This window comes from Rhodococcus xishaensis, from assembly GCF_004011825.1.
GTDB classification, from domain to species: Bacteria; Actinomycetota; Actinomycetes; order Mycobacteriales; family Mycobacteriaceae; genus Prescottella; species Prescottella xishaensis.
Genome location: NZ_RKLO01000004.1, coordinates 304,677 through 327,023, shown reverse-complemented (window position 1 = coordinate 327,023; position 22,347 = coordinate 304,677). Strand labels below are relative to the sequence as shown.

Sequence of the window (22,347 nt, the reverse complement as noted above, 5' to 3'; positions counted from 1 at the left end):
CGTGCTGGACTGAGGTCTGCCCCGGCAACGTTGCTCTGGGCATTTCAGACGCTTGTGAGTCCAGCGTGTTGTGAGAAGGTTAATTCACACCCCTAGGAGCAGCGCAAGCCAGCTTTCCCTCTCCAAGCCGTGACCTTTGTGTTTATCCCCTCACGCAGGGGGAATGCAGACGCACGTCACAGCTTGGAGCTGTGTTACACGGGCGAAGGGCGTGGCGAGTCACGGCACGGACGCGATCGTTTCACCGCGGTGCTGCGGTCGGATGTCGCTGCGGTGTCGGGTTTGTTTCGGGCCGTATGCCCCATTCCTAGTCGACGCCGGCTGAATCCCGCACGGAGCCCGAAGGAATGGGCGGCCAGGCTCATCACGAGTGACGAAACGACTGAGGCCGCGGTGTTCCGGAGAACCCGCGGCCTCAGTATGTGTGGTGGGCGAAGGGGGACTTGAACCCCCACGTCCCGAAGGACACTGGCACCTGAAGCCAGCGCGTCTGCCATTCCGCCACTCGCCCGAGCGACGCCGCAAACATTAGCACGCAGCTCACCAGGACGACGATTCGCGCAGGCTGGGCACGGAGGAAGGGGGTCCGGCACGCGACCGAACCCCCGCGGTGGTGCTGTCCAGATATCATGCAGAGGCAAGCGGCCACGCCGCGACACGCAGATTGACCGCGAAAGACAACAGCAAGGTTCATGCCGTGGGGATCGTTCAACGCTTCGAGCGCAAGCTTCAAGGTGCTGTTGGTGATGCCTTCGCGCGAGTCTTCGGCGGGGGCGTGGTACCTCGAGAAGTAGAGGCTGCGCTGCAGCAAGAAGCTGCTGACCGCGTTCAGCGACTCGACGGGGGCCACCAACTCGTACCCAACAGCTACGTGATCACGATCAACGAGTCCGATCACGAGAAGCTGGCATCGGATCATGAACTGACTGCGAAGTCCTTCGCCCGACACCTCGAGGGATACATTCGTGACCAGGGGTGGCAGACGTACGGTGACATCGACATCCGTTTCGAACCGTCGACGACGCTACATACCGGGCAGTTTCGAACCAGGGGATCGGTCGATCCGGACGCGAGTCGCGGTACGGTCGGCGCGCCAGGACCAGATCCCCGCGCGAGACGTACCCCAGTCCCCGATTCACCGACCCCAGGAGCAGGCCCCATGACGCAGAACTCCGGATACGAACCTGGCCGCGACCCCCGGGATCGCACCCAGGAGCACGAGCAGCCACGCAACGGCAACGCGCACCCGGGTCCCGAACCGACACAGGGGTACCAGCAGGACTACCCACCGGGCTACGCGCAGCAGCCTCGCTTCGACCAGTCGTACGGCGCGGGGCAGCAGGGCGGCTACCCGCAGGACGCCGGCTACCCGCAGCAGGGCGGCTACCAGTCCGATTACCAGCAGCAGGACTATCAGCACTACGACGCCCAGCAGCCATACCCAGGCCAGTACCCCGGGTACCACCGGGACTACAACCAGCAGGGTTACGACCAGCAGGGTTACGACCAGCAGGGTTACGACCAGCAGGGTTACGACCAGCAGGGCTACGACCAGCAGGGCTATCAGGGGCGCTACGACCAGCAGGGCTACGACCAACAGAGCTATGCCGACTACCGGCAGGGCGACGACCAACAGGGCTACGACCAGCAGGGCTACGCCGACTACCGGCAGAGCGACTACCAGCAGGGGTACGACCAGGGCGGGTACAACCCGGCGTACGGCAGGCAGGGGTACGACCAGGGCTACCAGGCCGGCTACGCCCCCGATGCGGGTCGTACCTTCACCGCGACGTTGCAACTCGAAGACGGCAGCGGCCGTTACTACCAGTTGCGCGAGGGCAGCAACGTCATCGGACGCGGGCAGGAGGCACAATTCCGACTGCCGGATACCGGCGTCTCACGCCGCCACCTCGACGTCCGCTGGGACGGTCAGATGGCGATGCTCGCCGATCTCGGTTCCACCAACGGCACCACGGTCAACGGTGCACCGGTGCAGGACTGGCAGCTCGCCGACGGTGATGTGATCCGCGTCGGCCACTCCGAAATCCTGGTACGCATCCTCTGACGACACCACAGGCCAATCGAGCCGCCACACGAGACCGTCGCCCGGAACACCGGGCGCGACGGTAGGTCATGATCACTGCCAGTGAATTCCCACATATGATGCAAGCGAGCTGAGTAAGCCCCGGCCACGCAAGCGCGCGGCCCTGCCCCCGAAGGAGGTGTCGAGCAGTGCAGGGACTGATTCTCCAACTGACGCGAGCCGGCTTCCTGCTGTTGCTCTGGCTCTTCGTGTGGGCAGTGATTCGCACACTGCGCAGCGACATCTACGCGGGCACCGGCGGCCGAGTGGCAACCCGGTACCAGCGCCGATCGTCGATGCTATCGTCGCTCGGCAAGCAGAAGGTTGCGAAACACCTGGTGGTGACGCAAGGCGCGCTCGCCGGGACCCGCATCACCCTGGGCACCCAACCGGTCCTGATCGGTCGGGCCGACGATTCGACGCTGGTACTCACCGACGACTACGCGTCGACGCGCCATGCACGTCTGTCCCAGCGCGGCGCCGACTGGTACGTCGAGGACCTCGGCTCGACCAACGGCACGTACCTGGACCGCGACAAGGTCACCACAGCTGTCCGCGTTCCGCTCGGCACACCGGTGCGCGTCGGCAAGACTGTGATCGAGCTCCGACCGTGACCCTGGTTCTGCGCTACGCGGCCCGCAGCGACCGCGGCCTCGTCCGCGCCAACAACGAAGACTCCGTGTACGCGGGGGCGCGTTTGCTTGCGCTTGCCGACGGCATGGGTGGCCACGCGGCCGGCGAAGTCGCCTCGCAGTTGATGATTGCCGCACTGGCGCATCTCGACGACGACGAGCCCGGCGAAGACCTGCTCGGCAAGCTGGACGCCGCCACCCGTGAGGGCAATGCGACCATCGCCGATCACGTCGAGGAAGACCCCGAGCTCGATGGCATGGGCACGACACTGACGGCAATACTGTTCGCGGGCAGCAAACTGGGCCTGGTCCACGTCGGTGACTCGCGGGCATACCTGCTGCGTGACGACCAGATCACCCAGATCACCCGCGACGACACGTTCGTCCAGTCCTTGGTCGACGAGGGCCGCATCACCGCCGAGCAGGCGCACACGCACCCGCAGCGGTCACTGATCATGCGGGCGCTCACCGGCACCGAGGTCGAGCCGACACTGACGATGCGTGAAGCCCGAGCCGGTGACCGCTACCTGCTCTGCTCGGACGGGCTGTCCGACGTCGTCAGCGACGAGACGATCGCGGACACGATGCGTGAAGGCACGCATGACGATTGCGCTGACCGGCTCATCGAATTGGCGCTGCGCGGCGGCGGACCCGACAACGTCACGGTCGTCGTCGCCGACGTCATCGACCTCGACTACGGCCAAAGCCATCCGATCGTAGGCGGTGCCGCCTCCCGCGGGGAGGAGGACCCGCCGCCGCCGAACACCGCAGCGGGCCGTGCCGCAGCGATGCGACCACCGCCCGAACCCCGAGAGTTGGAACCCGTCCCCGAAGAGGCGCCCAAGAAGTCGCACCGGCTGCGGTGGGCGACGTTGGTTGCGCTCGGGTTGATCGTTGTGGTGGCCGCCGGTCTGTTCGTGGGCCGGGAAATGATCCGCAAGAACTATTACGTCGGCGCCTACGACGACCGGGTCACAGTCCTGCGTGGGATACCCGGGTCAGTCCTTGGCTACTCACTGCAGGAAGCCGCGCTCGTCGGTTGCATCAGCGACGACGCCTCGTTGATCGTCGTGGAAGCCGGCCAACTCCCGAACTGGTGCCAGGTGTTGATGGTGCAGGATCTGGCCCCGTCGGCGCGCGAGCAGGTGCGTACCGGTTTGCCGTCGGGTACGGAGATCGAAGCCACCGCGCAGATGCGCCGCCTCGCTGCGAATGACCTGTTGCCGGTGTGCGCACCGACGACACCGGAAGTCGAGCCCTCGCCCGATGCGACGACCGGGGGCCCGCTCGCGCCGGCCATGCCGATGCCGACTCAGGTCGAACAGATCCCCGGCCAGAACTGCAGGATCGGTAGCTGATGTCCGAAGCACCGTTCCCCACCCCGGTCGGTGGTTTCGCCGCCGCCCCTGCCCAGCCCAACCGGCGGAACACGGAACTGGTCCTGCTTTGCTTCGCGATCGCTGTCACGACGATGTCGCTGATACTGGTCGAGGCCAGCCAGGAACAAGCCATCACATGGGATCTCGTGAAGTACGGTCTGGCGTTCGCGGTGATGTTCCTGGTAGCGCACCTCGCAGTGCGTCGCTTCGCGCCCTACGCGGACCCATTGCTGCTGCCGATCGTGGCCCTGCTCAACGGGCTCGGCCTGGTCCTGATTCATCGGCTCGACATCGCCGACGCCGACGCCGCAGTTCTCCAGGGTCTCCCGATTCCGGCTCCGGACGCCAACCAACAGGTGCTGTGGACGGCGCTCGCACTCGTCGGATTCGTCACTGTGCTGGCAGTGCTACGCGACTACCGCCTACTCGCCCGCTACAGCTACACGGTGGGCTTGGCGGGTCTGGTGCTACTCGCGATCCCCGCACTGCTCCCGTCTCGCTTCTCCGAGGTCAACGGCGCCAAGATCTGGATCAGGTTTCCTGGTTTCAGTATCCAGCCGGCCGAGTTCGCGAAGATCCTGCTGATCATCTTCTTCGCGGCGGTGCTCGTCGCCAAACGTGACCTGTTCACCACTGCCGGTCGGCACTTCTTCGGCATGGACCTCCCCCGCGCCCGCGACCTCGGCCCGATCCTCGTGGCGTGGATCGTCTCGGTCGGCATCATGGTGTTCGAGAAGGACCTGGGCATGTCGCTGCTCATCTTCGGCACCGTGCTGGTGATGCTGTATATCGCGACCGAGCGTGTGGGTTGGCTGCTGATCGGTGGCGTACTGCTGATCATCGGGTTCTTCTTCGCGTATCAAGGGTTCGGCCATGTCCGGGTGCGAGTGGACACCTGGATCGACCCGCTCAGCGACTACCAGGACACCGGCTACCAGATCTCGCAGTCGCTGTTCGGCCTGGCGACCGGCGGCGTCGCCGGCACCGGCCTGGGCAGCGGACGCCCATCACAGGTTCCGTTCGCAAAGACCGACTTCATCGTGGCCACCATCGGTGAGGAGCTGGGCCTGATCGGTCTGGCGGCGGTGCTGATGCTGTTCCTGATCCTCGTGGTGCGTGGGCTGCGGACCGCTGTGGCGGTTCGTGACAGCTTCGGCAAGCTGCTCGCCGCCGGCCTGTCATTCACAATTGCGATCCAGGTGTTCGTGGTCGTCGGCGGTGTCACCAAGCTGATCCCCCTCACCGGTCTCACCACTCCGTTCATGTCGTACGGTGGGTCGTCCCTGCTCGCGAACTACCTGCTCCTCGCGCTGCTCATGAAGATCTCCGACGCCGCCCGCACCCCCGCGGTCCCGAAGAAGAAGGGCCCGACCCGCATCGCGGAGGCCCCGACGGAAATGTTGGGCCGCCAATGAACACATCCCTTCGCCGCGTCGCTCTGGCCGTCATGGTGATGGTCGCAGCGCTGGTTGCCAACGCCACGTATGTGCAGGTCATCAAAGCCGACGACCTGCGGCACGATCCACGCAACTCACGTGTGCTGCTCGACGAGTACTCGCGCCAGCGAGGCCAGATCTCCGCCGACGGTCAGGTGCTCGCCGTGTCGGAGCCGACCGACGACCGCTACAAGTACCTGCGGGTGTATCCGCCAGCCCCCCAGGCGCCGTCGAGCCCGCTCGCGAACGCACCGGTCACGGGCTTCTACTCGATGCTGTACGGCAGCGCGGGGGTCGAGAGGACCGAGGATCCGATCCTCAATGGCTCCGACAACCGACTGTTCAGCAAACGATTCTTCGACATGGTGGCGGGCCGCGATCCCCGCGGCGGCAACGTCATCACCACGATCAACCCGGTGATGCAGCAGGTTGCGTACGATCAGTTGACCGCGAAGGGCTACACCGGTTCGGTCGTCGCGATCGAGCCGAGCACCGGGAACATCCTCGCGATGGCCAGTACCCCCAGCTACGACCCCAACCTGCTGTCCGGACACGACGGCGCCGCGACATCGGCGGCATGGGATGAACTCAACGCCGATCCGGACAAGCCAATGCTCAACAGGGCGGTGTCCGCGACGTACCCGCCGGGGTCGACATTCAAGGTTGTCGTCACCGCCGCGGCGCTGGAGAACGGCGCCAACCCGGACGAGCAGCTCACCGCGGCACCGACCATCACGCTGCCCGGCACGACGACCACGCTCGAGAACTACAACGGCTCCGCCTGCGGCACTGGTGAGACGGCGTCGCTGCGCGAAGCGTTCGCGCGTTCGTGCAACACCGCATTCGTCGAGCTCGGCATCCGGACCGGAACAGACGCACTGACCGAGCAAGCGCGGGCATTCGGCATCGGTCCCGACGCACCCGCCATCCCGATCCCGGTCGCGAACAGCACCATCGGTTCCATTCCCGACGCCGCCGCCCTCGGCCAGTCGAGCATCGGCCAGCGGGATGTCGCGCTGACCCCGCTGCAGAACGCGGAGATCGCCGCGACCGTCGCCAACGGCGGCGTACACATGGAGCCGCATCTGGTGTCGCAACTACAAGGTCCGGACCTGTCCAATCTCTCTACCACCACGCCCACACCACTCGGGCGCGCGGTGTCGCCAGACGTGGCAGCGACGTTGACCCAGCTGATGATCGGGTCCGAGAACAACACGGCCGGCGCCGGCGCGATCCCGGGTGTGCAGATCGCGTCCAAGACCGGCACCGCGGAGCACGGGACCGATCCACAGAACACGCCGCCGCATGCCTGGTACATCGCGTTCGCGCCGGCCCAGAACCCGACTGTCGCAATCGCAGTCATCGTCGAGGACGGTGGCGACCGTGCACTCGCCGCCACCGGCGGGTCGGTCGCAGCCCCGATCGGACGAGCTGTCATCGCGGCCGGATTGCAGAGGGGGTAAGGCATGTCGTTGACCAACGGATCGGTAATCGGCGGCCGCTACCGCCTGCAACGGCTGATCGCGACCGGCGGCATGGGCCAGGTGTGGGAGGCAACCGACAGCCGTCTCGACCGCCGGGTCGCCGTGAAGGTCCTCAAAGCCGAACTCTCATCGGATCCGGAATTCCTGGAGCGATTCCGCACCGAGGCCCGCACCACCGCCCAGCTCAACCACCCCGGCATCGCGGGCGTCTACGACTACGGCGAGACCACTGACACGTCCGGCGCACCCACCGCCTATCTGGTGATGGAGTTGGTGTCGGGCGAGCCGCTCAACGCGGTGCTCGCGCGCGTGGGCCGGCTGTCGATCGAGCATTCCCTGGACATGCTCGAGCAGACCGGACGCGCCCTGCAGGTCGCACATTCGGCGGGTGTCGTGCACCGGGACGTCAAGCCCGGCAACATCCTCATCACCCCCACAGGGCAGGTGAAGATCACCGATTTCGGTATCGCGAAGGCGGTCGACGCATCCCCCGTCACCCGGACCGGCGTGGTGATGGGCACCGCGCAGTACATCGCCCCCGAACAGGCGCTTGGCCAGGAGGCCACCGCGGCGAGCGACGTGTACTCGCTCGGTGTCGTAGGCTACGAGGTGTTGTCGGGCAGTCGCCCGTTCGGCCGCGGCGGAACCATCACGGTAGCGATGAAGCACGTGCAGGATCCGCCGGAGCCGCTGCCCGCCGATCTGCCCGCGCCGATTCGTGAACTCATAGAGATCACGTTGACGAAGGACCCCGCCAGCCGCTACGCCAGCGGCGGTGAGTTCGCCGACGCCGTCGCGGCTGTTCGGGCCGGGCGCCGTCCGCCGCCGCCCGGCCGGGCGGCGGCTGGTGCGACGCGAGGGAACCTGCCGGTCCCGCCGGGTGCGCCGACTGCGATGATGCCGACGCAAGACCACGGCGACGGCGATGACCCGGATCAGCCGCAGGACGACGGCGGTTCCGGCTGGACACCCGGCCAGAGGGCGATCGCCTGGGCTGGCGGTAGCCTTCTTGCACTCGCGGCAGCGACCACGGCCGGCCTCGTGCTGCTCAATAATGATGGATCGAGTGAACCGCCCGGTCTGCCTGCCGTGACGACGACCTTGCCGGCGCCTGTAACGACAACCACCCCGGAGGCGACGGAGCGGGCGACGGTCACCACAATCGAGCCGACGACGACCACGACGACACCGCCGCCGGCTACGACCACGACAACCGAACCCACCCCGACCACGACCACCACCACGACGACCGAACCCACCACGACCACGACCACTGAACCGACCACGACCACCACCACGACGACCGAACCCACCACGACCACGACCACCACAGCCCCGCAAGGACAACCATGACGACGCCGCGTAACCTCTCCTCCCGGTACGAGCTGGGCGAGATTCTGGGCTTCGGCGGCATGTCCGAGGTACATCTCGGGCGAGACCTGCGGCTGAGCCGCGACGTCGCGATCAAGGTGTTGCGCGCCGACCTGGCCCGCGACCCCACGTTCTACCTACGTTTCCGGCGCGAGGCTCAGAACGCGGCCGCGCTGAACCATCCGGCAATCGTCGCGGTCTACGACACCGGCGAGGCCGAGACGGACGCGGGGCCGCTGCCGTACATCGTGATGGAATACGTCGACGGCGAGACACTGCGTGACATCGTCCGCACCGAGGGTCCGTTGGCGCCGCGACGGGCGATCGAGATCATCGCCGACGTGTGCGCGGCGCTCGACTTCAGTCATCGCCACGGCATCGTGCACCGGGACATGAAGCCCGCCAACATCATGATCAACCGCGCCGGCGCGGTGAAGGTGATGGACTTCGGTATCGCGCGGGCCATCGCGGACGGCTCGAGCTCGATGACTCAGACCGCCGCGGTAATCGGCACGGCACAGTACCTGTCGCCGGAGCAGGCCCGCGGCGACCAGGTGGATGCCCGCTCGGACGTCTACTCGCTGGGCTGCGTGCTGTACGAGGTGCTTACGGGTGAGCCTCCGTTCCAGGGCGATTCTCCAGTCGCGGTGGCATACCAACACGTCCGGGAGGATCCCCGGGTGCCGTCACATGTGAATCCGGCGATTCCGGAGGCGCTGGATGCGGTGATTCTGAAGGCGATGAGTAAGAACCCGGCCAACCGCTACCAGAGCGCCGCCGAGATGCGCAGCGATCTGGTGCGCGTATTGAGCGGCCAGCGGCCGAGCGCGCCGATGGTGTTGACCGACGAGGAACGCACCACGATGTTCGGCACCGTCGACGACGGTACCGCGAATACCGCCTCCGGCTACCGACCCGAACCGGCCGGCACGGCGACCGTGACCGCCACTCCCGAGACGATCGTGCCGCCGAAGAAGCCGCCGAAGAAGAGCCACACGGCCCGCAACGTGCTCCTCGCGGTCGCGGCGCTCGTGGTAGTCGGCATCGTCGGCGCCTTCGCCATGTCGTACTTGTCTACGCCGTCGAAGGTGCCCATCCCGAACGTCGCGGGTCTCAGCCAGCAGGAGGCCGTGGCAGAGCTGCGCAACGTATCCCTCGATTCGACCATCCAGTCGAGACCCGACCCTGTGGTCGCCGTTGGCAACGTCATCGGGACCAACCCGTCGGCCGGCACCTCGGTGGACGAGCAGGCCAGGGTCACCCTGCTGGTGTCGTCGGGCCCCGAGCAGGTGCAGGTGCCCAGGCTTGACGGCTTGACGCAGGAAGAAGCCGAGAAGGCTCTCGGTGCCGCCGGTTTGCGCCTCGAACCCGAAGTCGCCCGAGGCCCGTCCGAGGAGGACGAGGTGGACAAGGTGACCGAGCAGGCTCCGGCTGCTGGCGCGAGGGTCAGCTTGGACTCGACTGTGGCGATCACCCTCGGCGAGGGCCCCGAGCAAGTGCGGGTTCCCAACGTTGTGGGTCAGTCCCTCGAGGTCGCGCAGCCCAATATCGAAGGCGCGGGTTTCAAGGTGGAGGTCGAGGAGATCGACTCGAGCAAGCCCGAAGGCCAGGTGGTCTCGACTTCTCCGGAAGGCGGTGAAGATGCCGCGAAGGGCGACACAATCCAGATCCGGGTGTCGAACAGCGAGCTGTTCGAGATGCCCAACCTGAGCGGGATGTCGAGGTCGGAGGCACTGCAGGCCCTACGCCAGGCCGGTTGGACGGGGTCGTCGAGCCGGCTGACCGAGAGGGATGACCCGACGCTCGACCCCTCTGAGGTGGGCAAGATCACCGCTCAGCAGCAGACGGCAGGCACCGAGGTGGCGAAGGACGCTACTTTGCAGGTGATGGTGGGTGAGCTGGGAATTCCGCGCTAGGCGCCCCAGAAGCCGCAACGACAGAAAGCGCTGAGCGGGTCCCCGCGTGCCGGGGACCCGCTCAGCGGTCTGATCAGCAAACGTCAGCGAACGAGTGAATCTCCGAGCGACCGGGCGACCTCGTCTTCGAGTGCCGCCACGAGAGTCTCGGCCGGCGCCTGCCCGCACACCCCGAGCCAGTTCGCGAGCATTCGGTGACCGCCCTGGGTGAGTACCGACTCCGGGTGGAACTGCACGCCGTGGATGGGCAGCTCACGGTGCCGCATCGCCATCACGATGCCGCTGTCGGTGTGGGCGATGACCTCCAATTCGCCAGGGATGGTGTTCTCGAGAACCGTCAGCGAGTGGTAGCGGGTGGCCGTGAACGGATCGGGCAGTCCGGCGAGGACCCCTCCGTCGTTGTGGTGGACGATGCTCGTCTTGCCGTGCAGCAGTTCGGGTGCTCGGTCGACGGTGGCACCGAACGCGGCGCCGATCGCCTGGTGTCCCAGGCACACACCGAGCAGCGGGGTCTTCGCGATGGCGCACGCGCCGACCAGCGGCATCGTCGCGCCGGCGCGCTGTGGGGTGCCCGGTCCAGGGCTGAGCAGGATGCCGTCGAATTCGTCCGCGGCGACCGCGATCGCATCAGCCCCGGTCAGTCGGGGGTCGTCATTGCGCCACACTTCGGCGTGCGTTCCGAGTTGGCCCAGGTACTGGACCAGGTTGAACACGAAGCTGTCGTAGTTGTCGACGACCAGAATGCGCATGTGACGAGGGTAGTGCCTGCGGGACCCTGCACGGTGCGTCGGGATCAGGCGCCCGCGTCCGCGTGCTCCGTGTGCAACTGGCCGGTGTAGGCGGGAACGGCCAGGCGGTCCGATTCCTGCTGGGTGTATCCGAGGCCGTACCGGACGGCGTACTGCTTGTACGTCTTGATCCCGGGCTCATTGGCGAGAGTCGCCACGAGACGAGCGGGGTCACCTATTGCCGTCACCACATACGGCGGACTGTAGGTGCGTCCGTGTAGCAGCAGGGTATTGCCGATGCATCGCGGCGCGGATGTGTTCACGAGCCGCTGGTCCTGCATGGCGATCGCCTCAGCCCCGCCGGTCCACAGCGCGTTGAGGACGCTCTGCACATCCCGCTGGTGCACGACGAGATCGTCGGGCGACGCACCTGCGGGGTAGTTGCCGTCCGCGTCCCGCGGCGCATCCGTCAGGGTGACGACGACACCGGGCCCACTGAGCGAGGTCAGGCCCAAGGTATCGGCGAGTTCACGGCTGTCGGCCAGTACCTCGGCGACCCGGCTGTCCGTGCCGGCAGCAGTCTCCTGGAGTTCCTGTACCCGGGCGGAGAGGCTGTCGTGGATGGCTGCGGCATCGTCGACATCGTCCTGCGCGCCGCGGACGAGGTCGGACAGGCGGGTCGAATCGGCCGCTCGCAGCTCGTCGCCGTGGGACACCTGCCGCGTCGTCGCCAGCAGCAGTCCAACGACCAGGCAGACCACGAGTACGGACACCGGCCAGAAGCCGAACTTCGGGTTCGCGGCCTCGGGTTGCGATTCGACGTCCGGCACGTTGACCACCCCCACGACGGACTATTGGTACGCGACCGGTCCTGGCTGCGCTTGTTTGAGATAGCGTGTAATTCACGACAGACAGTGCGAATGTACCCTGTCCGCCCGGTACGGGTACCCGACCACGTTCCCCATCCACACAAGAACATCCACACGAGAACAAGGACGTCATGCCTAAGTCGAAGGTCAGGAAGAAGACCGACTACACGATCAACCCGGCGAACCGCACCCCGGTCAAGATCAAGGCCGGCCCGTCCAGCACGCTGTACATCTCGGTGATGCTCGGTTTGATGCTCCTCGGCCTGCTGTGGATCATTGTGTTCTACTTGGCCGGCGAAAACCTCGCGTGGATGAACAGCCTCGGGTCCTACAACTTCGCCATCGGCTTCGGATTCATGATCGTGGGCCTGATCATGACCATGCGATGGCGCTGACCTGCCGTTTCGCGACCATCCCGCGTTACGCACAGTTCTGCAATTACACACATGTCATTCATCCCCAGCGTTGATAACACCTGTGGATAACCAAGGAAGGCTGTGCACATGCCTGAGGATGAAGTGGATCACGAACCATCACTGGAGTGGTCCACTCCCCTCAGTGCAGTAGCGGCACTGACGGTCGGCGGCGTCGCAATGCTCGCCGGCGCGCTGCTGCTAGACGTCGATGCGCCGGGGCGGTTCCTGGCGATTCTGGCGTCGCTGGCCCTGTTCGTCCTCGCAGGACTCGCTGCCCGTCAGCGTCCGAAACTCGCGATCGTGGACGCCGGGGGCGAACCAGCGATCACCGCCACGCGCTTGCGGGGACCGCGCGTCTACGCCCGCGGCGACATCGCTCGGATCCGGATCGTTCGGTATCCGCGGCTGGGCAGGCGGGTGCCGATGCTCGAGATCGACGCCATCGACCCTGATGGCACCGAGCGACTCCTGATCTTCGGACGATGGGACCTGGGCACCGACCCGACGGCGGTGTTCGACGCCCTGTCCGTGCGTGGACTAATCCCCCAGGAGAGGTGAGGGCCTGGGCCGGTCAGGCGATGTTCAGCTGATCGCGCAGGCCGACAACCCGCAACGCGATGACGCCGACGACTAGAACGCCGATGGCGGCGATTCCAGCCCAGCCGAGTTGCCGCGCGCGTGCGACGTCGGCGGGCGTTCGCTGCCCGGTGGGTGCGTACACCAATACCGCAGTCGCGGCGGCACCGGCGACAAGCCCGCCGAGGTGTCCCCACAGCGAGATACCGGGCACGGTGAGACTGATGACGATGTTGAAGCCGATGATCGTCAGGACCGGCCCGGCGCTGCGGCGCATTCGAACGAGCAGGACTGCCTGCGCACCCATGATGCCGAAGATGGCACCGGAGGCACCGGCGGTGAAAGCCCCGAGGGATTCGAAGGCCAGCGCCGACGCCGAGCCACCGAGTAACGCGACGAGATAGACCGCGAGATAGCGGCTGCGGCCAAGGACCATCTCGGTGTCGCGGCCGAGAATCCACAGCACCAACATGTTGATGGCCAGGTGGATGAGACCGAAGTGCAGGAATCCGCTCCCTACAATGCGGTACCACTCCCCCTGCGCGACGGCGAGCGGGTCGAGAACCAAGTGGCCGAACAGCGACGAGTCGAACGTGGCCGCGCCGGTGAACCGGTTGACGACGCCCGCGCCGTTGTTCATCAGGGATCCCGCCTGGATGGCGGTGACCGCGAAGAAAAGTACGTTCAGCGCAATCAGCGCATACGTGACGACCGGCATCGGGGACCCGGAACGCATCGTCGCGCCGGCGACAGTGCGCGCCGACGGCCTGTCCCGCCGTCCGGCCGCGACGCAGTCGACGCATTGATGCCCGACAGGCGCCGAGCGCAGGCAGTCCGGGCAGGCGGGACGCCCGCATCGGCTACAGGAAAGTACGGTGGGGCGATCTGGGTGGCGCGCGCACCTCGACTGAGGTGGCGGGGTGCCCTCGCTAGCCGCACCACCCCAGCCGGGGTTCGTCATCCGTGAGTCCTTACGCGATGGTGATGCTGTTGATCACGACGTCGTCGACCGGGCGGTCGGCCCGGTCCGTTGCTGTGGTCGCGATGGCGTCGACAACCTTCTTCGAGTCCTCGTCCTGCACCTCACCGAAGATGGTGTGGCGCCGGTTGAGATGCGGCGTCGGGCCGACGGTGATGAAGAACTGCGAGCCGTTGGTGCCCGGGCCGGCGTTCGCCATCGCCAGCAGATAGCCGCGATCGAACTGCAACTCCGGGTGGAACTCGTCGGCAAACTTGTAGCCCGGACCCCCGCGGCCGGTACCGGTCGGGTCGCCGCCCTGGATCATGAAGCCGTCGATGACCCGATGGAAGATTGCGCCGTCGTAGAACGGGCCGTCGGCGCCTCCCTTTGCGTTCTGCGTGGTGTACTCCTTTGAGCCGTTCGCGAGGCCGACGAAGTTCTCGACGGTCTTCGGCGCATGGTTACCGAACAGCGCGATCTTGATGTCGCCACGGTTGGTGTGCAGCGTTGCGGTAGCAGTCTGTGAAGTCACCCCTCTATCGTGCCACTGCCCTCGGTCGCCCCGCCCACGACGTGTGCAAAAGTGATGTCATGACGCGTACCACCAAGAGTGCTGTTACCCCGACGTCGGCAGGTCGCCGAGTGCTGATCGGCGTCGGTGTCGCCGTAGCCGCGGCCGGTGCCGCGGCGATCGCACTCACACGGCGCCCCGAGATGCCGCCGGTGGCGCCGCGTCCGCCGTCACTGAAGGATCCACGACCGCAGTAGCCCTCCGCGGGACGGTGAATGCCGTTGCCGTGATACATGATTCAGCTGTAGCCCGGAGATCCCCGACCCGCTACTCCAGCAGAATCGGGGACGCCCCGGACGTCCTCCCCCTATGGTTCCGCTACTTCGGTGAGGCGCCCCACAGGACGGTCTCGAGGTTGTACCTGGTCAGGCGTTCGGTTGAGATCCGCGACACTGCATGGGTGGACCACAGGATCTCCCCGAGGCACTGAATCACCAGTCGGGTCGAGGCGGGCATCGTGATGCTGCCGTCACGCACGCCCGCCGCGCACGCCCGTTCCCACACTCGGTGCGTCTTCCGACGGTCTTGCTCGAGGAAGTCGAATTTTCCGGTGGCGACGAGCATCGCCCACGACTTGAGGATCGACACCTCGGGTTCGAAGCGCTTGCCTGCAGCAGTACGTACCCGGATGAGCGCATCGATGGTCTCGAGCGGGGTGCCGGCTACTGCCCCGATCGCCTCGTGCGCCTCCCTCATGCGGGACGAGAACCCCTCGAGGATCGCGACGAGAATCGCGTCACGAGAATCGAAGTGGTGGTAGAGGCTGCCCTGGGTCAAGCCGACCGCGTTCGCGATGTCGCGAGTGGTCGTGGCGTCGCAGCCACGTTCGGCGAAGACGTGCCGGGCGGCCTCGAGAATGCGATCTCGTCTGTCGGACAGCATTCTGGAGTCTCCGCGATCCCACGAGGTGATCACTTCACGAGCAACCCGAGCTGCCTCGGAGTCGGAAAGGTCATCATCCGCCGGCTTGGTCGCGAGACCGTGGAACAGCATGTCCACCATGCAATCCGCGACCCTGCGGGCCGATGATCCGGTCGGCGCAACCGTCGCACTGTAAGTCAGCGCCACCCGCAAGACCTCACGCAGTATCCGCGTATCTACCTCGGGGCGAACCAGACTGGCATTCTCGGCGTCGCCAACCAACGCTTGCCACTTCTTGTCCGACCATCGCGGCTCGGAGCTGAGTAGCGTCTCCAGTTCCGCGTTTCGCATCTCCGGCACGCCATGACACACCTGCAGTGCACCAGGGTGCCGTGCGGACACCTCCGCGATCCTCCGTGCGAACCGGCGGATCGCATCCAGCGGCGAGTCCGTCGGAACCTCAGGGCTCTGTGTGGCCGCCACGACGTCGTCACGGAGCGCGCGGACCATCGTCGCGGCCAGCACCTCCTTCGAAGCGAAGTGGTAGTAGAGGCTGCCGGCCAGCATTCCGGTGTCAGCCGCAATGTCCCGCATCGACGTGCCCGTGTATCCCTTGGCGGCGAACAGATCCGAAGACACCGCGAGGATCTCGGTGCGCTTGTCCTGCTTGCCACGCCTACCAGTGTCGGGCGCCAACGCGGCGCTTCCCATTCGAGTCATTCCCATCCCCCTGCTTCTATGGCCAAACGGCCCCTAGTCAGACCAGTCCGTCGTGTGCTCAGACACCCACTGCCTGGTTTCCGTATTCGGCGCGCCCGATCACCAACGGACGCACCAATGTCGGCACCCCCTGCCACATGCCGCGATCGACCTCAACCTCCCCGAACGTCAGCCCGATCGAAGACAGCGTACGTCGGTTGGATCGACCACCCTGTCGCAACACCGGACTAGGGCCCCCTCGCCGCGATCCTGCAGCCCGCTTCAGCCGGATCATTTGAGCGCACGTGCGCGTAGAGTGGGAACTTCGATTTGGTTCGCCCGACACGGGTGTTCGGGGTGAGCACGACCCTCAGTGCACCGACGGTGCCCGAGCCGATCCCGATGTGGCGCCCCTCCGTAACTCCGCGAGAGCTCCTCCGGAGTCTGCTGCGTGGCAGTTCGTCCACACCCACGTGTTCATTGGAGCGCCAATCGAACGTTCGTGTCCCCGTTTTCGCTGGAATACACCTGCTTCCACATCGATCGGCGCCCTCGAGTACGGATGTGCGGCGAAGAAGGCCAGATTTCACGGACTTATGAACTCAAAGAAGGCCTCTCGCATGGGCGGGCCACCTTGGATGTCCATTCCGATCACCGCACCGACGACGCCACCCACGATCAGTCCCGGGATACAGCCGCCGATGACGCCGATGACGCAACCCACAGCGAGTCCGACGATGGATCCGACGACGTTGCCAATGATCGCGCCCGCCTGGTTCTTCTGTACTTCTTCCATCAGCTTCTGCTGTGCGGCTGGATCGTCGATGCGAACCTGTTCAATAGGCAGCGGATTCTGCTGCGGCGTCAACGTCAGTGTCCGACCGTCGTTTCCTACGCTGCCTGCGATGGGGAACATCCGACCGTCGAGGCGATAGCTGAGCGGGAGCGCGCCGACGACGGCACCATCGCTCCGCACGACGGAAACCTGACGGCCGTCGGCCTCGATGCGGAATGTTCCGGTATCGAGCACGGTGGTGACCGTTCCATTCGACGGCTCTGCGGTCGCGGCGTATTCCACTCCCTGCGCGCTGCCTTGTGCCATGGAGGGGGTGCCGACGATCGCGGCGGGATCGGCGGAGGCGGTTCCCGATCCCACGGCGACGGCCATCGTGGCGAATGCGGCTGTGGCGACTATCTTCCCGAGCTTCATCGCAGCTCCCGACATGACTTGTCGAAGTGGGCCTTGCGTCACATTAGCCAACAGGATGTGATGTCAACCCACTTTCGGGGCCATTCCCACACCGAACGAGCGGTATGAGTGGGTACCGAAAGGGTGTGTTCCGAGGAATGTCACTGGGATACCCTCAACTGAAACACGTTCTACCTATGGAGGGTCACAATGCCTGCGTCACCCGAAAGCATCCGGAATACCGTCGAGCGCTACATCAAGGGCGTGGCGACAGGCACCGCGGACGACATCCTGGCGCTCTATGCCGAGGGCGCCACGGTCGAGGATCCGGTAGGTACCCCGGTTCGCACCACCCGCGAGTCGATCCGCGAGTTCTACCAGATCATCGAGCCGCTCGAGCAGGAGGCCGAGCTGGTCACCCTGCGCATCGCGGCCAACACGGCAGCGTTCCATTTCCGTCTGATCACCAAGATGGGGGACCAGACGTTCGAGATCGCGCCCATCGACGTCATGGAGTTCGACGACGACGGCAAGATCCTCAGCATGCGTGCTGTGTGGTCCCAGGAAGACATGATCACCGGTTGAACCGGGTCTGATCGCAGCCTCGAGAAATCTCGAACACGAGCCCTCTCGTATAACGAATTGGTGCAAATCGAGGTGGTCTGCGGTAGCTTGCCATAGCGCGGAGCGCGTCCACCACATCTCGAAGAGGAGTAGCCATGGGCTCATCACCAGACCAAATCGATCAGATCGATCGGGCCGCTGATTTTCTCGGCAACGTCGGCAGTGCAATTTCGGGTATCGGCACGGCTCTCGGCTTGATCAGCCTGGTGGCCACAATCCTGTGATCTGAGAGATCGCCTGCGCGCTCGCGCGGACTCCGAAATTCTGGAGCAGTGCCCCACCGTCTCACGCGGCGGTGGGGCACTGTCGCAGCGGGCGATCCGAACCACCGGAGCGCCCAAGCACACGTACGAGAAAGAGCCACCTACTCGCTACCGAGTAAGTGGCTCTGTTCTGCGGATCAACTTGTGGAGCCTAGGAGATTCGAACTCCTGACATCTGCCTTGCAAAGGCAGCGCTCTACCAACTGAGCTAAGGCCCCGTCTGCACTGCTCCGGCAGCCGGATCAGCGACTTGTGACCTCGTGCCAGACGTCGGTACCGCGTCGCTTGTCGAGCAACTTGGCGATTCCGAACGCAACCAGCAATCCGGCTCCTACTATCAGGACAACCTTCATGTGGTACCCCTTCGTCGGCACGTGGAGTGGGCCTAGGAGGACTTGAACCTCCGACCTCTTCGTTATCAGCGAAGCGCTCTAACCGCCTGAGCTATAGGCCCTCGAACCAGGCAGAACAGTACCCCACCGGAGCGGTGGACACCAAAACGAGTCCGGCGGAGCACTGTTCCTCCTGATCAGTCCGGGTCCGCCAACGTAACCTGCACACCGCCGACCAAGTCGGAGCATAGGTTGTAAATGAACGAACCAATTGTCGCGAGTGCTGTCAACAGCACCATATTCATGAGCCCGATCAAGGCCGAGTAACCGAACACCTGTCCGGACGTCACGAGTCCGCCACTGCTCGCGTCGGTGACGATCGAATTGAAGGCAGTGTTGAGTCGGTCCCAGACACCCATGCCGTCAAGCACGAGATACAGGAGACCGACGGCCACCATCCACACGAAGAACAACGCGATCGAGATCACGAGCGACACTTTGAGTGTCGACCACGGGTCGATGCGGCGCACCTGAACGGTAGCTCGCAGCTTCTTCCCCTCCGCGGGCGCGGAGACGGTGCGCGGGGCTGCGGTCGGCTTGCTTACCCCGGCCGGCGCCGAGGATCCGGTAGGTGCTGTGGCTCGACTGGGCGCCGGATGCTTGACCGACGACAGGTCCGGCATGTCCTTCGCCAAGTCGGTGCGCGCGATGTTCCGGGTCGGCCCGTCGATGACCGCAGCCTTCATTTGGGCAGCTGCCCTGGCTTCCGCCTTTGCCGCACCCCTGCCTCCGGTCTCGGCGCCGCCGCCGGGTGCCGGAGTCGGCTGTTTGGGCGCGGCCGCGCCGGCAACGATGGGCGTGTCGGCGCTGCCAGTCTGGGCGGGCGCAGGCTGTGCCGGCGTCGACGGAGGCTTCGGTGCCGCCGTGCCGGTCACGACCGGCCGGGTCTCGGCGGGCGGCTTCGCCGCACCGTTCGTACCCGGCTGGGAGGGTACGACGGGAGGCTTGGGCCCTCCTGCCGGACCGCCCGGAGCCGGCTGGCCCAGCCGATTTCCGTCGGCCTCCTTCGCCTCAGGTTGCGCCGGCTGCCCGGACGTCTCGGCCTGCGGGCGCTTCGGTTCCGGTCCGTCCTCGACGTCGGCCGGACCGGCCTCCACGTCTGCCGGACCGGCGACGGGCTTCCCGTCGTTCACCTCGACGGACTCCTCCGACTGCTGGCCCGGCTTCCCGTCGGCCTCCTGGTCGCCAGGACGCTGCGACGCCTGGGATTCGACGGACTCCTCCGACTGCTGGCCCGGCTTCCCGTCGGCCTCCTGGTCGCCAGGACGCTGCGACGCCTGGGGCTCGACGGACTCCTCCGACTGCTGGTCCGGCTTGTCGCCCCTGTCTTGCTCACCGGACTTTTGGGGAGTGCTCAACTACGACTCCTTCGCTCCATCGGAACCTGAAGCACCTTCCTCTGGCTCGTCTGCATTTCGTGCGATCGCGAGCAGGGTGTCACCCTCCCCGAGATTCATCAAGCGCACGCCCTTCGTTTGTCGGCCGGCCTTGCGCACCTGCCTGGCCGCGGTGCGAATGACGCCGCCACCCGAGGTGATCGCGTACAGCTCGTCGTCGTCGTCGACGATGACCGCACCAACCAGGGTGCCACGTCTCGCGTCGTACTGGATTGTCAGAACACCCTTTCCACCGCGACCCTGTGCGACGTAGTCCTCGATGGGGGTGCGCTTGGCGTACCCGCCGGACGTTGCCACCAGTAGGTATGTGCCGTCGCGTACCACGTTGAGCGACAGCAGTTCGTCGTCCTGGTTGAACCGCATGCCCTGCACACCGGACGTCGCGCGGCCCATCGGGCGCAGCGCGTCGTCGGTCGCGGAGAAGCGGATCGACTGGCCCTTGGCCGAGACGAGCAGTAGATCGTCGTCGGCCGAAGAGAGCACGGCGCCCACCAGCTCGTCTTCGCCGCGCAAATTGACCGCGACGATGCCGCCACTGCGGTTGGAGTCGAAATCGGTCAGCTTCGACTTCTTGACGAGGCCGTTGCGGGTCGCGAGGACCAGGTACGGCGCATCCTCGTAAGACTTGAGCTGGATGATCTGCGCGATCCGCTCGTCCGCTTGGAACGCCAACAGATTCGCGACATGCTGGCCGCGGGCGGTGCGGTTGGCCTCGGGCAGCTCGTACGCCTTGAGGCGGTACACCCGACCCTTGGTTGTGAAGAACAGGATCCAGTCGTGCGTCGAGCTGACGAAGAAGTGCTTGACCAGGTCGTCCTGCTTGAGGCCGGCGCCCTGGACGCCCTTGCCACCGCGCTTCTGTGAGCGGTAGAGGTCGGTCTTGGTGCGCTTGGCGTACCCGGTCTCGGTAATCGTGACGACCACGTCTTCGCGGGCGATGAGGTCCTCGTCGGTGACGTCGCCGTCGGCCGCGATGATCCGGGTGCGCCGGTCATCGCCGTACTTGTCGACGATCTCCGTGAGTTCGTCGCGGACGATCGCGCGCTGCCGCTCGGGCTTGTCGAGGATGTCCTTCAGGTCGGCGATCTCGCGCTCGATCTCGGCCAGCTCATCGATGATCTTCTGTCGCTCGAGGGCCGCCAGTTTGCGTAGCTGCATGTCGAGGATGGCCTGCGCCTGGACCTCGTCTATCTCGAGCAGCTCGATCAGGCCTGTCCGGGCGTCTTCGACGGTCTGCGACGCTCGGATCAGCGCGATGACCTCGTCGAGGGCGTCGAGCGCCTTGACCAGACCGCGCAGGATGTGGGCCCGCTCCTCCTTCTTACGCAGCCGATAGCGGGTGCGCCGGACGATGACCTCGAGCTGATGGGTCACGTACAGGCGGATCATCTGGTCGAGCCGGAGGGTGCGCGGCACGCCGTCGACGATCGACAGCATGTTCGCACCGAAGCTCGTCTGCAGCTGCGAGTGCTTGTACAGGTTGTTGAGCACCACCTTCGCGACGGCGTCGCGCTTGACGACGACGACGATGCGCATGCCCACGCGGTCGGACGACTGATCCTCGATCTTGGAGATGCCGGCGATCTTGCCGTCGCGCACCTGCTCGGCGATCGACGTGATCAGGTTGTCCGGGTTGACCTGGTACGGCAACTCGGTGATGACGATCTGGGTGGCGCCGCGATCGGCTTCTTCCACCTCCACGACACCGCGCATGCGGATCGAACCACGGCCGGTGCGGTAGGCATCCTGGATGCCCTGTCCGCCCACGATGAGGCCCGAGGTCGGGAAATCCGGTCCCTTGACCCGCTCCATGACGGCCTCGAGCGTGGCCTCCTCGTCGGCCTCGTGGTTGTCGAGAGCCCAGTAGATGGCCTCGGCGACCTCGTTGAGGTTGTGCGGCGGGATGTTGGTGGCCATACCGACGGCGATGCCGCCGGATCCGTTGATCAGCAGGTTCGGCACGCGGGACGGCAGGACCGTCGGCTCCTGCGTCTTGCCGTCGTAATTCGGAGCGAAATCGACTGTCTCCTCGTCAATTTCACGCGTCATCTCCATCGCGAGCGGCGTGAGTCGACACTCGGTGTACCGCATCGCGGCCGCGCCGTCGTTGCCTCGGGAACCGAAGTTGCCCTGGCCGTCGACCAGCGGGTAGCGCAGCGACCACGGCTGCGCCATACGCACAAGGGTGTCGTAGATCGAGGAGTCGCCGTGCGGATGGTAGTTACCCATGGTGTCCGCGACCGGACGGGCGGACTTCACGTACCCGCGGTCCGGGCGGTAGCCGTTGTCGTACATTGCGTACAACACGCGGCGGTGAACGGGCTTGAGGCCGTCACGCACGTCGGGCAGCGCCCGACCCACGATCACGCTCATCGCGTAATCGATGTAGCTGGACTGCATCTCGTGCTGGATGTCGACCGGTTCGATGCGGTCGTGCGACGGCTCGTCGGGGGGCAACGTCGTGTCGGTCATGAGCTCACTTTCTGATCAAAGACTTCGC

General features: G+C 65.7%; 20 protein-coding genes and 3 tRNA genes. 12 read left to right on the top strand and 11 right to left on the bottom strand.

Annotated features, from left to right (window positions below):
* Positions 1-425 precede the first annotated feature (425 nt).
* Positions 426-511 (bottom strand) — tRNA-Leu (locus EGT50_RS11635).
* A 186-nt stretch (positions 512-697) separates the two neighbouring features.
* On the opposite strand from EGT50_RS11635, the gene EGT50_RS11630 reads away from it, so the two are divergent.
* The 7 genes from EGT50_RS11630 (at position 698) to pknB (ending at position 10,301) form a co-directional block, all read left to right on the top strand.
* Positions 698-2,065, top strand: coding sequence for an FhaA domain-containing protein (locus EGT50_RS11630; protein ID WP_127954670.1), 1,368 nt, complete (start codon positions 698-700; stop codon positions 2,063-2,065).
* 167 nt (positions 2,066-2,232) lie between these two features.
* Entirely contained in the window at positions 2,233-2,697 is a 465-nt protein-coding gene (locus EGT50_RS11625; protein ID WP_127954668.1) for an FHA domain-containing protein FhaB/FipA, read from the top strand.
* Entirely contained in the window at positions 2,694-4,073 is a 1,380-nt protein-coding gene (locus EGT50_RS11620) for a PP2C family protein-serine/threonine phosphatase (RefSeq protein ID WP_127954666.1), read from the top strand. Before EGT50_RS11625 ends, EGT50_RS11620 begins: the two co-directional genes overlap by 4 nt.
* Complete coding sequence (locus EGT50_RS11615) at positions 4,073-5,509, top strand: FtsW/RodA/SpoVE family cell cycle protein (protein ID WP_127954664.1); 1,437 nt, start codon at positions 4,073-4,075, stop codon at positions 5,507-5,509. The genes EGT50_RS11620 and EGT50_RS11615 overlap by 1 nt, the downstream gene beginning before the upstream one ends.
* Entirely contained in the window at positions 5,506-6,993 is a 1,488-nt protein-coding gene (locus EGT50_RS11610) for a peptidoglycan D,D-transpeptidase FtsI family protein (RefSeq protein WP_127954662.1), read from the top strand. The genes EGT50_RS11615 and EGT50_RS11610 overlap by 4 nt, the downstream gene beginning before the upstream one ends.
* A 3-nt stretch (positions 6,994-6,996) precedes the next feature.
* Entirely contained in the window at positions 6,997-8,367 is a 1,371-nt protein-coding gene (locus EGT50_RS11605; RefSeq protein ID WP_127954660.1) for a serine/threonine-protein kinase, read from the top strand.
* A complete protein-coding gene (pknB, locus tag EGT50_RS11600; protein WP_127954658.1) occupies positions 8,364-10,301 on the top strand; it encodes a Stk1 family PASTA domain-containing Ser/Thr kinase in 1,938 nt (645 codons plus the stop codon). Before EGT50_RS11605 ends, pknB begins: the two co-directional genes overlap by 4 nt.
* An 83-nt stretch (positions 10,302-10,384) precedes the next feature.
* Here pknB and EGT50_RS11595 read toward each other — a convergent pair whose 3' ends face one another.
* On the bottom strand, positions 10,385-11,050 hold the full coding sequence (locus EGT50_RS11595; RefSeq protein ID WP_127954656.1) for an aminodeoxychorismate/anthranilate synthase component II: 666 nt from the start codon (positions 11,048-11,050) through the stop codon (positions 10,385-10,387).
* Positions 11,051-11,094: 44 nt separating this feature from the next.
* A complete protein-coding gene (locus EGT50_RS11590) occupies positions 11,095-11,802 on the bottom strand; it encodes a DUF881 domain-containing protein (RefSeq protein ID WP_408014639.1) in 708 nt (235 codons plus the stop codon).
* Positions 11,803-12,029: 227 nt separating this feature from the next.
* On the opposite strand from EGT50_RS11590, the gene crgA reads away from it, so the two are divergent.
* Both crgA and EGT50_RS11580 read left to right on the top strand, forming a co-directional pair.
* The gene (crgA, locus tag EGT50_RS11585; protein ID WP_127954654.1) at positions 12,030-12,293 is read left to right on the top strand and encodes a cell division protein CrgA; all 264 of its coding nucleotides are present in this window, start codon (positions 12,030-12,032) and stop codon (positions 12,291-12,293) included.
* 108 nt (positions 12,294-12,401) lie between these two features.
* Positions 12,402-12,872, top strand: a complete 471-nt coding sequence (locus EGT50_RS11580; protein ID WP_127954652.1) for a PH domain-containing protein — start codon at positions 12,402-12,404, stop codon at positions 12,870-12,872.
* Positions 12,873-12,885: 13 nt separating this feature from the next.
* Here EGT50_RS11580 and EGT50_RS11575 read toward each other — a convergent pair whose 3' ends face one another.
* The gene (locus EGT50_RS11575) at positions 12,886-13,851 is read right to left on the bottom strand and encodes a rhomboid family intramembrane serine protease (RefSeq protein WP_127954650.1); all 966 of its coding nucleotides are present in this window, start codon (positions 13,849-13,851) and stop codon (positions 12,886-12,888) included.
* A 10-nt stretch (positions 13,852-13,861) separates the two neighbouring features.
* Positions 13,862-14,383 carry a peptidylprolyl isomerase gene (locus EGT50_RS11570; RefSeq protein ID WP_127954648.1) on the bottom strand — a complete coding sequence of 174 codons (522 nt, stop codon included), beginning with the start codon at positions 14,381-14,383 and terminating at the stop codon, positions 13,862-13,864.
* A 59-nt stretch (positions 14,384-14,442) separates the two neighbouring features.
* Between EGT50_RS11570 and EGT50_RS11565 the strand changes: the two genes are divergently transcribed.
* Positions 14,443-14,619 (top strand): hypothetical protein, encoded by a 177-nt coding sequence (locus EGT50_RS11565; protein WP_127954646.1) that lies wholly within the window; start codon positions 14,443-14,445, stop codon positions 14,617-14,619.
* 121 nt (positions 14,620-14,740) lie between these two features.
* On the opposite strand, the gene EGT50_RS11560 is transcribed toward EGT50_RS11565, so the two are convergent.
* Entirely contained in the window at positions 14,741-16,003 is a 1,263-nt protein-coding gene (locus EGT50_RS11560) for a TetR/AcrR family transcriptional regulator (protein ID WP_235870708.1), read from the bottom strand.
* A 565-nt stretch (positions 16,004-16,568) separates the two neighbouring features.
* A complete protein-coding gene (locus tag EGT50_RS11555; protein ID WP_127954642.1) occupies positions 16,569-17,192 on the bottom strand; it encodes a hypothetical protein in 624 nt (207 codons plus the stop codon).
* Positions 17,193-17,381: 189 nt separating this feature from the next.
* Between EGT50_RS11555 and EGT50_RS11550 the strand changes: the two genes are divergently transcribed.
* The gene (locus tag EGT50_RS11550) at positions 17,382-17,756 is read left to right on the top strand and encodes a nuclear transport factor 2 family protein (RefSeq protein WP_127954639.1); all 375 of its coding nucleotides are present in this window, start codon (positions 17,382-17,384) and stop codon (positions 17,754-17,756) included.
* A 134-nt stretch (positions 17,757-17,890) separates the two neighbouring features.
* Positions 17,891-18,019, top strand: a complete 129-nt coding sequence (locus tag EGT50_RS17340; RefSeq protein WP_268960679.1) for a hypothetical protein — start codon at positions 17,891-17,893, stop codon at positions 18,017-18,019.
* A gap of 184 nt (positions 18,020-18,203) precedes the next feature.
* On the opposite strand, the gene EGT50_RS11545 is transcribed toward EGT50_RS17340, so the two are convergent.
* From EGT50_RS11545 to gyrA, 4 genes are all read right to left on the bottom strand, one after another.
* Positions 18,204-18,276: transfer RNA gene (locus EGT50_RS11545), tRNA-Ala, on the bottom strand.
* Positions 18,277-18,438: 162 nt separating this feature from the next.
* Positions 18,439-18,512: transfer RNA gene (locus EGT50_RS11540), tRNA-Ile, on the bottom strand.
* A gap of 75 nt (positions 18,513-18,587) precedes the next feature.
* On the bottom strand, positions 18,588-19,808 hold the full coding sequence (locus tag EGT50_RS11535; RefSeq protein ID WP_127954636.1) for a DUF3566 domain-containing protein: 1,221 nt from the start codon (positions 19,806-19,808) through the stop codon (positions 18,588-18,590).
* Complete coding sequence (gyrA, locus tag EGT50_RS11530) at positions 19,809-22,319, bottom strand: DNA gyrase subunit A (RefSeq protein ID WP_127954629.1); 2,511 nt, start codon at positions 22,317-22,319, stop codon at positions 19,809-19,811.
* Between the last annotated feature and the right edge of the window lie 28 nt (positions 22,320-22,347).